14 protein-coding genes are annotated in these 10,389 nt (G+C 41.9%); 2 read left to right on the forward strand and 12 right to left on the reverse strand.

Going from position 1 to position 10,389, the window contains the following annotated elements:
* Positions 1–6: 6 nt before the first annotated feature.
* The 11 genes from accB to NOM01_RS16115 all read right to left on the reverse strand — a co-directional run bounded on the left by accB (position 7) and on the right by NOM01_RS16115 (position 7,515).
* Positions 7–492 (reverse strand): acetyl-CoA carboxylase biotin carboxyl carrier protein, encoded by a 486-nt coding sequence (accB, locus tag NOM01_RS16065; RefSeq protein ID WP_255749580.1) that lies wholly within the window; start codon positions 490–492, stop codon positions 7–9.
* Between the two features lie 265 nt (positions 493–757).
* Positions 758–1,291, reverse strand: a complete 534-nt coding sequence (locus tag NOM01_RS16070) for a SpoIIIAH-like family protein (RefSeq protein WP_255749581.1) — start codon at positions 1,289–1,291, stop codon at positions 758–760.
* A gap of 13 nt (positions 1,292–1,304) precedes the next feature.
* On the reverse strand, positions 1,305–1,967 hold the full coding sequence (gene spoIIIAG, locus NOM01_RS16075; RefSeq protein WP_255749582.1) for a stage III sporulation protein AG: 663 nt from the start codon (positions 1,965–1,967) through the stop codon (positions 1,305–1,307).
* Complete coding sequence (gene spoIIIAF, locus NOM01_RS16080) at positions 1,964–2,605, reverse strand: stage III sporulation protein AF (protein WP_255749583.1); 642 nt, start codon at positions 2,603–2,605, stop codon at positions 1,964–1,966. Before spoIIIAF ends, spoIIIAG begins: the two co-directional genes overlap by 4 nt.
* 11 nt (positions 2,606–2,616) lie before the next feature.
* Positions 2,617–3,771, reverse strand: coding sequence for a stage III sporulation protein AE (spoIIIAE, locus tag NOM01_RS16085; RefSeq protein ID WP_370646186.1), 1,155 nt, complete (start codon positions 3,769–3,771; stop codon positions 2,617–2,619).
* Between the two features lie 46 nt (positions 3,772–3,817).
* Complete coding sequence (gene spoIIIAD / locus NOM01_RS16090) at positions 3,818–4,219, reverse strand: stage III sporulation protein AD (RefSeq protein ID WP_255749585.1); 402 nt, start codon at positions 4,217–4,219, stop codon at positions 3,818–3,820.
* Positions 4,220–4,233: 14 nt separating this feature from the next.
* A complete protein-coding gene (gene spoIIIAC / locus NOM01_RS16095; protein ID WP_023511026.1) occupies positions 4,234–4,437 on the reverse strand; it encodes a stage III sporulation protein AC in 204 nt (67 codons plus the stop codon).
* Between the two features lie 43 nt (positions 4,438–4,480).
* Positions 4,481–4,993: a stage III sporulation protein SpoIIIAB gene (gene spoIIIAB / locus NOM01_RS16100; protein ID WP_255749592.1), complete on the reverse strand. Its 513-nt coding sequence runs from the start codon at positions 4,991–4,993 to the stop codon at positions 4,481–4,483.
* Entirely contained in the window at positions 4,993–5,946 is a 954-nt protein-coding gene (gene spoIIIAA / locus NOM01_RS16105) for a stage III sporulation protein AA (protein WP_370646185.1), read from the reverse strand. Before spoIIIAA ends, spoIIIAB begins: the two co-directional genes overlap by 1 nt.
* Positions 5,947–6,221: 275 nt before the next feature.
* A complete protein-coding gene (gene efp / locus NOM01_RS16110) occupies positions 6,222–6,779 on the reverse strand; it encodes an elongation factor P (RefSeq protein ID WP_255749587.1) in 558 nt (185 codons plus the stop codon).
* A gap of 229 nt (positions 6,780–7,008) precedes the next feature.
* Positions 7,009–7,515 (reverse strand): YqhR family membrane protein, encoded by a 507-nt coding sequence (locus NOM01_RS16115; RefSeq protein WP_255749588.1) that lies wholly within the window; start codon positions 7,513–7,515, stop codon positions 7,009–7,011.
* Positions 7,516–7,742: 227 nt separating this feature from the next.
* Between NOM01_RS16115 and NOM01_RS16120 the strand changes: the two genes are divergently transcribed.
* A complete protein-coding gene (locus tag NOM01_RS16120; protein WP_255749589.1) occupies positions 7,743–8,693 on the forward strand; it encodes a DUF1385 domain-containing protein in 951 nt (316 codons plus the stop codon).
* Between the two features lie 21 nt (positions 8,694–8,714).
* On the forward strand, positions 8,715–9,122 hold the full coding sequence (locus NOM01_RS16125; protein WP_255749590.1) for a hypothetical protein: 408 nt from the start codon (positions 8,715–8,717) through the stop codon (positions 9,120–9,122).
* Positions 9,123–9,200: 78 nt separating this feature from the next.
* Here the strand turns inward: NOM01_RS16125 and NOM01_RS16130 are convergent, their stop codons facing one another.
* Positions 9,201–10,088 (reverse strand): patatin-like phospholipase family protein, encoded by an 888-nt coding sequence (locus NOM01_RS16130; protein WP_255749591.1) that lies wholly within the window; start codon positions 10,086–10,088, stop codon positions 9,201–9,203.
* Between the last annotated feature and the right edge of the window lie 301 nt (positions 10,089–10,389).

The following is a 10,389-nucleotide window of genomic DNA, read 5'->3' on the forward strand; positions in this document are numbered from 1 at the left end:
AACTCCTTAATCTTCCTTGACCAGAAATAATGGTTGACCGTATTCAACAAGTTGTCCGTCCTCCGCAAGAACGTCAACAATTGTTCCGCTGCATTCCGCTTCAATCTCATTGAAGAGTTTCATTGCTTCAACAATGCAGACGACTGTTTTCTTGTCTACTTTTGAACCCTTTTTAACAAAAGCGCCTGAATCCGGAGATGAAGAAGAGTAAAAGGTTCCGACCATCGGAGCCGTAATTTTATGCAGTGATGAATCATCCGTTGTCTCATCTGCTGTTGTATTTTCTGCTGGCGCACTCGCAGCAGCTTCCGGCTGAACTGCAGCAGGCTGTATATTTGCGATCTGCGGCACAGCTTGAAGGACTGCCTTTCCTGCGAATGCTTCGGCCTTTTTCAAGGTGATCTTTGCATCCTCTGCTTCAAATTTCAACTCGCTGATTGAAGATGAGTCCATCTCCTTTATTAATGCTTTAATGTCTTCAATACTTAACAAATCCAGCACTCCTTTGTCCCGTACCTTTGTTCTCAATTATAGCATATCATCCATATCATTCCTGTTTCAATGACTGAACTCAAGGTAATTTGTTTGGGAAACGTATTTTTATTTTACTCATTTTCCGGAAATGATAGCCATTAAGTCCTACGAAGAACTTGTATAAAATGTTCCGGATCGCACAAAAAAACTGTCGCAGGAAATTGCAACAGTTTCTATTCTACCTAATTTTGTTCAAAAAATCTTCAATAATTTGATTTTCTTTTTACTTCTCATTAAGGGCATAGGTGACACTCACTACTCTGCCTGTGCCTAGATATTCATTAGCTAGTTGAATAAGCTGATTTGCTTGTTTATCTGTTAATTTTTTTGAATCCACAAAAATTTGCACTTGGCTTCCACTCGTTTTTACCACACTGTTTTTAAATCCTTTTGATTGAACAACATCTTCAAGCATCGTTTCATTATCTGCCAATGTTTTCAGATTCGCCATGGCGTCGTATGCCGAGCTCACTTCTTTTGCTGAGCTGTTTTTAGATGCAATCACATTTTCGTACTTTTTTTCTAATTGTGCACGTTCATCATTTTTACTCAATTCTATATCTGCCAATTTTGTCGCTGCAGCAGTAGCGGTTACTGTTTTTCCTGTTTTCACATCGGCTGTGGCAGGCTTGGCCTTTTCGGCGGCAGATTGCGCATCTTGACCAGAGTTGTTCCCTGGTGCGGACAACGCGTACACCGATAATACAACGATTAAACTTAGCATAGTCAGTAGCCAAACAGTTTGTTTCTTGATCATGTTTACTGCCCCCTCATTCATTTTTCTCCAACACTTTTACCTTGTAAGAAGGAATGTCCAATACAGTTGCAACTGCATCCATAATTTGCACCTTGACAGTAGGTTGCTGCGCACCTTGAGCAACAACGATGACGCCGCGGACAGTCGGTTGTTCTTTACCAATAACTACAGGAATTTTACTGCCATTTTGATCAATCATAACCACCTCCGTATCCTCATCCCGCTGACTGACCACACGTTTTCCACCTTTTTGATCCGTCTCACTCGTTTGATTGTCCTGTGTCTTGATATTGTTTTGATAGATTTTTTTTTCTGTTGAAGAGAAGTTCACCATGACGGACACATTTGATACGCCGCGAATCTGTTCTAATATATTTTTTAGATTTTGATTCACATAGGTTTCATATTTTTCAATTGATGTCATAGAACCTTGCTGCCTGCTTGTCTTAATGTTCGAAAGCGTCTTTGAATCCTTCGTGCTGAACGCTTGTTTGACTTCATGTTTTTGACTTGTCTGACTTCCTGAGAAATAGTGATTAGCCGCTAAAAGTGCCATGCCGACCAGTGCGAGCATGGTCAATTTTATAAAAGCTCCTTTTGTATTTTTAACAGGCTTCCCGTCTGTATCCTTTCCACCAAGGAACAAACGGGCTATACGCTCAATCCATCTTTTCAAGGGCTTTTCTTCCCTCCTTCACGATTTACTTTGATGAGGCTCTGACTGAGTTCCCATCGTTTGGCAAGGAAGGAGCGGACGCTTTTCACCTCATTGGATTCATGTACCTTGTTTTTTTCAGATTCGTTTTTTCCTAAGTCGATGGATACATTTTTAACGGGTTGAATGGTCCGAATTCCGGATTCTTGACTACGATGGTTTTGTTCCGATTTCCCGATGGTGACTGTAACCTTACCCAATGACAGTTCTTGTCCAACAACTTTTTGGCCAGATAATGCAATATCTGTGATCTGCAATCCGTATTTCTCATTCAACTCCTCCTTTACTTGATTTTTCATACGGACAGCCACTTGTTCTTGAATATATGCGGCTTGTGCCTTTTGTATTTCATTTTTTTGACGAGCTGTCTCACTTTTTATCGATGAATCATTTTGCTCTGATTTAAGACCTTGGAGAAGGCTGCTCGGATCCACTTGAAATAAACGAATGACCGGATCCATAAGTGCAACAATGAGTACAAGTCCAATGACAAATTTGGTATATTTTTGAAAGACTCCCGACGGAACAAGTAATTCGAGAATTACAGCGAAAAGGACAATCAAAACTATTTCCGATACCCAGTTAATGAGATAACTCACAATTGCGCCTCCTATCGCACCATCAGCGAGAGATTTCCTGAAGCAACAATGATCGTAATCGCAAGAAAGAACATGAGGGAGACAACAGCGAGCGATGCAAATAAGTAAAAGACGCTTTTCGCCATGATAACCAAACAGTCAATAACGGGACCGCCGCCGAGCGGCTGCAGAACTGCTGCTGCTAAATTATAAATAAAGGCAAGCGACAATATTTTTAAAAGTGGAAAAATGGTAATACAAATTAGGATCAACAATCCTGCAATACCGATTGTATTCTTGAGCAGTACTGATGCGCCCATCACTGTGTCGGCAGCTTCTGTAAACATCCTGCCGACAACCGGAATAAAATTTCCCGTGAAAAATTTGGCGGATTTCACCATTAATCCATCAGATATGGAGGTTGCCGCACCTTGAACCGATATAACGCCTAGAAATATGGCAAAAAAGCCTGCCAAAGTAAAGAGTGCCACATTTTTGAACAATTCACTCAACCTTGTGAGCTTATAGTGATCCGACAAAGTGCTCACAATCGCGAGCAGCGCAGACATAACAAGCAGCGGGAGGACAAACGATGAAATCAGCCAACCGGACGCATTCACAAGAAAAATGATGAGCGGGTGAAAAAAAGCGACCGATGCAAGCCCGCCGGTTGCGGCGGTTAAGGCAAAGATGAGCGGAATGAGTGCGACCAGAAATTGACTCATCGCGTTCACTGTGTCAGTCGTATAACCTATAGCAAGTCGGAAACTGTTAAGAAGCAAGATTATCAGAACCAATGTAACAACAAGATAGGCAACCTTTGAGACCGCTTTATGTTCAAATGCTGATTGAATGGTTTGCAACAATGTGGAGAAAACGGTAAGCAGAATTAATGTACCAAGCAATTTACTGCTTACCACAAGCTCATGCAGAAAATAGTCCACAATGCCATCAATGAGCTTCTTAAAAAAACTTTGCTTGTTTGAATGCACAAAGTCTTTAAAATTAGGCTCCGTTTCTGGCAAGAACCCCCCATAATCGGTTACAACCTTATCCCAGTATTCTTCGATCTGACTTGTATCAATTTTATCCATCTGCTGATCTGACCATTTATTAATAACTTGATTGGGTTGGTCGGCATATGCAGGCTTGTCCGCACAAAGCACGAGAAAAAAGGCAGTCACCATGATAAAAAGAATATAACCACCTCTCTTTTTCACGACAAGTGACAACTCAACCACCCCCCATTTGCGGCATTAGATGCATAACCGTATCGACAATAGCCGTCAATATTGGGATCGCCATGACAAGAATAATCAGTTTACCGGCTAATTCAATTTTACCTGCAATCGAATTTTGTCCAGCATCTTTGGCGATTTGCGCGCCGAATTCGGAAATATAAGCAATCCCAATAATCTTTAGTATTGTGGCTACATAAACATTATTCAGGTGTGCGTTTTGCGCCATATTGTTCAACATATCCATGACTAGACGGATCTGATCAACCATCATAAGCAGAATAAATACACCGGCGACAAGCGATACGATTAACGCAAATGCTTGATTTTTTTCTTTTAAAATGAGTGCAAGAAAGGTGACAGCCAGTCCCAAGCCGACGATCTGAAGAATATCCATTGGCCAGTTCCTCTCTACATATAGAGAAATACTTGACGTATTTTTTCAAAAAGATCATCAATGAGTGTCGCAGCCATGTAGAGAATGACGATAAATCCAATTAGAGTGACCCATTGCGCCCAATCATCTTTGCCCATCTGCTTCAAAACCGTTTGAATCATGGCAACGATAATACCGATACCTGCTATCTGAAAGATTGTATTCACATCCAGTGACACCGGGAACTCCCTCCTCTCCCCTCGACCAATAACAAAATCATATTTATATGAATAAGAGAATAACCAGTACGCCTGTTAAAAAGCCCAAACTCCGCATCATCTTTTCATTTGATTTTTGAGACTGACGCGCATCCGATTCCTCACGCTCTAAATGTGCTAAAGCAAGTTGAATATGTTTCTTTTGGTTTTCCGCGTCCTCAGTTCCAAGTGTCGTGCCAAATTGAAGAATAATTTCTTTTTCCGGAATCTTCATAGCTGTTCTCGGCCAAAATTGTTCCACCGAATTGAGCCAAGCTTCCTGCAGCGGCAGACCTTTTTTGCGGAGCTGAGTGCTCAATAATGTAAAGAAATAGTTCAACGGAGATGGTATCTGCTTGGAAAGATCTTCGGCCAATTGATCAACCGGAACACGCCCATAAATGATTTCTGCTTCAATGGACTGAAGTGCGGAACGCCATTGTCTAATTTCTCTTGGCCGGTCTCGGAATCGTCTGGCAAGAATCAATCCGGCTGCGGTAGACGCAAATAAGATAAAAAGTGATCCGATAATTTTCATCACTGCCAGACCCCCTCTGTTGCAGACATTTTTCGCCCGAGTTGATCAAGGATCGTTAACCGACACCCCGCTTGATTTGAATAACTTCTACGGGATAAAACAACAAAACGATCAAATAGTTTGGCGTCGATTAACGGCCGAATGGACGGCCGCTGGGTCAACTGATCAAATGTGAATCCGTGAGCAGTAGCCATAACGGTCACACCGGCATTTAGCGCCTCAAACAGAGCTGCTGTATCCTCTAATCCGCCGATTTCATCCACAATGAGCACTTCCGGACTCATTGATCGAATCATCATCATCATTCCTTCGGCCTTTGGACATGCATCCATCACATCGGTACGTGCCCCCAACCGATTCTGGGGAACTCCGTTCACGCAACCTGCAATTTCAGAGCGTTCATCAACAATGGCGGTCTTACGAGAAACAATATAGCGTTCCGCAATGCCTTCACTTACAAGACGAGCTAAGTCTCTGAGCATCGTTGTTTTACCCGTCTGAGGTGCTCCGATTAACAGCGTATTAAACCAGCGTCGACGATTGTAAAGAAAAGGAACCAACGGAAGTGCGGCACCAATCTTTTGTTTGGCAAGTCGAATATTAAAAAAGGTTACATCACGCAAGCGCAGCACATGGCCACGCTCCGTGATCACGCGTCCGGCCAATCCGATTCGATGCCCACCTTGAATGGTTACGTAGCCCCGTTTCAGTTCCTCTTCAAGTGTGTACAATGAGTATTTTCCTATTTTCTGAAGCAGTTCCCGTGCCTGCTCCCTGCTGAAAATCGGCATCCTTGAATTGTCGCTTGGCAGCCATTGATTTCCGGATACGATTAACTCTAATGGCCGACCCGTGCGGCAGCGTATTTCCTCAAGCATACTGCGTTCTTTTTCAGGCATCCGAAGAATGATTTGCTGGAATGGTTCAGGGAGGTAGGGCAGAATCTCGTTCAATAGAATCACCTCGGATAAAGACTGCTGAACAGTTCTTTAGTTCTTCTCAAAATATATGCCGGCTTGTACACAATATGCTTGCTTCAATGCGGATTGATAAGAACATTACAAGGAAAATATGCAATGACTCGATTTGGGAAATATAGAAAATGTGGATGTAAGATAAAGGAATTTACTGTTCTTAGAGCAGCAGCTGCTTATTGACAAACATTTTGAGCATATAAAAAAACAGCTTCCGAAGAAGCTGTTTGCTATTGAATATTTATCTAAGTTAGTTATGCTCGGGAAACATAGAGTCCTGAGCGAGTGTCAATGACTAGTTTGTCCCCTTCGTTAACAAAGAATGGAACGCTGACAACGTACCCTGTTTCAAGTGTTGCCGGTTTCGATCCGCCGGACGCTGTATCACCTTTAATACCTGGTTCCGTCGCTGTTACTTCGAGCTCAACGGTGTTAGGAAGTGCAACGCCAAGCGTTTCACCTTGATAGGATTGAATGTTGCATTCCATGTTTTCTTTTAGGAAATTCAGTTGTTCTGTGATTTGACTTGCGTCCAAATCAAGCTGTTCATACGTTTCCATATCCATAAATGTATAGGTAGAACCACTGGAATAGAGGTATTGCATTTTACGATTTTCAATTCTCGCCGGATTCACTTTTTCGCCGCCGCGGAATGTTTTTTCCTGAATCGCTCCTGTACGGAGGTTTCTTAATTTCGAACGCACAAATGCAGCACCTTTACCCGGCTTTACATGCTGGAATTCGATAACAGAGAGGATATCTCCGTCTACCTCAATCGTCAGACCTGTTTTAAAATCATTTACAGAAATCATAAGCTTCCTCCTTTAAATGCGCCGCTTGTTGCTATGGGGACCGTCCCCGTCACTCATTTTAAATAATGGAAAACAATGTCTGAAAACGCTCATGCCCACACCCATGAAAAAAGCATTCATTCCCCTGTTCGGGAAATAATGCATCGAAAAGCGCTCTAACAAGGATATTCCCGCTCGCATCGATGAACGGTGCGCAGACAAAATTCACTTTAGCCATTTTACCACAGCATCACTGATTTGAATAGTTGCTTCCCTTTGAATTTTCTTCAAAATCAAAAGAAATAGAGTAGCCGATAAATAATCCATACAGTGCATACAAGCAAAGTGTCGTTATCAATGTGTTCATATCCAATCTTGTCACAAACGGTAAGCCGTTAAGGAATGGGCGGAATAGAAAAAAGACGCATCCCCATAAGAAGAGACCAAACCCGATTGAAAACCAAATTGATTTTATTTTGCTAAAGATCAGCATATAAATTAAAGCAGCAAAAATAGAGAGGATACTGCAGCCGGCAATAGCAAGTAATTGACCGCCTATTTCATTTCTCCATCCCCAAAAGGTAAGCGGTGCAAATAATAAGGATGGACCAACTTTGCTGAAGTTTAACAAATGGCAGATGAGCCCCATCCCAGACCAAAATAATCCACCAAACAAGCCGGTGACCGCCGTGCGTCCGATTGATTTTGATAACTGATTTTTTTTCTTTCCCTTTACCGATTTTTTTTGTCTAGCCATGATCGTTCCCCTTTTAAGCCTGATTCATGTGCTTCATTATGCCCATTTCAATATTATTCATATACTAAGTGGTAAAAAAGGTCCATGCTACCGACGGAAATACGCTTCCAACTAGAAAACTATGAATAGATCACGAATACAATCCTAGAGGTTTTAAGTAAATTCGGGTAGAATAAGAATAAGTGTAGAGATATTAAATTATTGATGAGAATCGGGCTGATTAGTTAATGGAAAAAATTCTTCCTATATATGGTGGGCAGGCAGTCATTGAAGGTGTGATGATGGGCGGCAAATACACGACAGTTACGGCTGTGCGTCGAAAAGATCAATCAGTCACTTATTTTGAGGCACCAAAAAAAGAATTTCATTCCCTTGCATTTTTCCGAAAGATTCCGGTTCTTCGAGGAATTGTGGCAATTATTGAGGCAAGTGCAATCGGCACAAAGCATCTGAATTATGCTTCTGAAGTCTTCGATGAAGAACCTGGTGCAAAGGTCGAGACAACCGAAGAACCAAAAAAAGGGTTTCATTTAGAAGCCGTAATCGGACTTACCGCAATAGGCATCATTTCATTTCTTTTTGCCAAATTTATTTTCACACTTGTTCCTGCATTCATTGCGAGTTTATTCGAACCGATTATCTCTGGTACCGTTGCTCAAGTACTGCTTGAAGGTTTCTTCAAAATTCTGCTCCTTATCGGCTATGTTTATTTTGTTTCATTAACGCCTATTATGAAAAGGCTGTTTCAATATCACGGAGCTGAGCATAAAGTAATTAATACATTTGAAAGTGGAGATGAACTGACTGTTGTTAATGTGCGCAATCACTCAAGACTTCATTACAGATGCGGTTCAAGCTTTATCCTGTTTACTGCGATAATCAGTATCTTTCTTTACTTTTTTGTTCCGACAGAACCGTTATGGCTCAGACTTGTTTATCGAATAGCGCTAATCCCTCTTGACCTTGGGCTCGCCTATGAAATTCTTAGACTTACAAATAAAGTGCGTCACATACCTGTGTTAAAATGGCTCGGCTATCCAGGGCTGTGGGTTCAGTTGCTAACAACAAAAGAACCAGATGATGATCAGATTGAAATCGGTATTCATGCCTTTGAAGAGATGCGTCGCAGAGAATCAGTCATTGAAAAACAACAAGCACTCGTGCGGCAGGTGCTTTAAAAAAAACGGAGGTGAGTGTCCGTGAGAACATTTTTCTATTCCTTAACCTTCCTTGTAATTGGGGGTCTCGGACTTTTCGGCCTGCTCTCCATGTTCTTACCTAGTCAAAAAAGCGTGATCGTTACGCAGTTGATTATTATCACGTTAATTATCATTATAGGCTTGTTCTTTTTCAGACGTCTCGCCGAATGGACGGGAAACGGAGATCAGGCACGTTATAATAGAGCACTGCGTCAGTCACGCAAAAGAAAGAAAACGGCTTCAAACGGTCGCAGGACGCGAAGCATTCATCCTGCGTCAAAATTTAAAGTAATAAAGAACGGGTCCCATTCACTTAAAACACTGACACATCAATCGGCGAAAGATCATGGACATTTAACCGTAATCGAAGGTCGCAAGAATAAGAAGAAGAAAAGACTGCTTTTTTAAATAAGGCTTGAATAATCACATTTTTATTTTTTAAAAGGGACCGGCTGAATTCTGCCGATCCCTTTACTTCAGCTTTTGTTAATAAGACCACTGTTCAAGAAATTTTTGTGCATAATCTGCGCCAATTTTAAACAAACGCTCCCGTTCCTGTTCGGATATTTGAAAATCTTTCGTTTTCACTTTATCCACCGGCAGGCAAATAATATTCGTACCTTTTAATTTTTCAATGACTCGCTCATCATGAGCTTCACGCATCGCTTTAAAAAGGCCACGGAAGAGTTCTGCTGCATTTCGAATCTTTAACGCTTCTTTGAAATCCGAATCTTTGTCTGCGATCTGTAATCCTAAAAATGGTCTGGCAGGCAATTCATCCTCCTTATTGTAAATCCATAATGGAAAATTACTCAAGATGCCCCCGTCAACGATTAGCGACTTTACTCCACTTGCATCATAAAGGGGCACTGGTTCAAAAAAGAACGGCAAACAGCAGCTCATTCTCACAGCACGTGCGACTGAGAAGTGATCCGGATCTAATCCATAATCCTTTAAATCATCGGGAATCACGACAAGCCTTGCTTTCGTAACATCAGAAACAATAATTTTCAATCGGTCTTTAGGTAAATCAGCAAACTCTTCTATTCCCTTGGCCTTGAGAAGACCAGCAATCCAATGTTCAAGGTAATCCCCTTTAAAAAGACCCATCTTGAAATACAGGCGAAACCATTTAAATAGTGGAAAGCGCATACGCACTGAAGGCTCAAGTAGTTTATTTGTATCCATTTCGCTCATTATTTTTTTCAAATCTTTAGAAGTGTATCCTGCAGCAATTAATGCCGCGACGATAGAGCCTGCACTTGTACCCGCTGTTCGCTTAAATGTATACCCTGCTTTTTCAAGTACTTGCAGCGCTCCGGCAAACGCAAATCCTTTGACACCTCCACCGGAAAATACAATATCAATAATCACACCGCTCCCCCCTCATTTATCATTAAATGAACATAGCATTAGAAAAACCGGGCACAAGTCCGGTCTCTAATCTCCAGTCATGTGTCATTGGTTTGTGTCTTTACGGTGCTGAATCATCACTTCGGTTGCTCGCATCAACTGAGCGCGACCGCGGGCGCACCGCGAGCCTCCTCAGATAAGCAGAAATCTGCGGGGTTTCGCTGGCACGCGATCAACAGGGCCGCACCCGCAGGCGTCTCGCACCTCTGCTTTGATTCTCGGCTAAGACACTGGTTTATTCGTTTAAATACGGGGCAAAATA

Source organism: Sporolactobacillus sp. STSJ-5, assembly GCF_024385605.1.
GTDB lineage: Bacteria > Bacillota > Bacilli > Bacillales > Sporolactobacillaceae > Sporolactobacillus.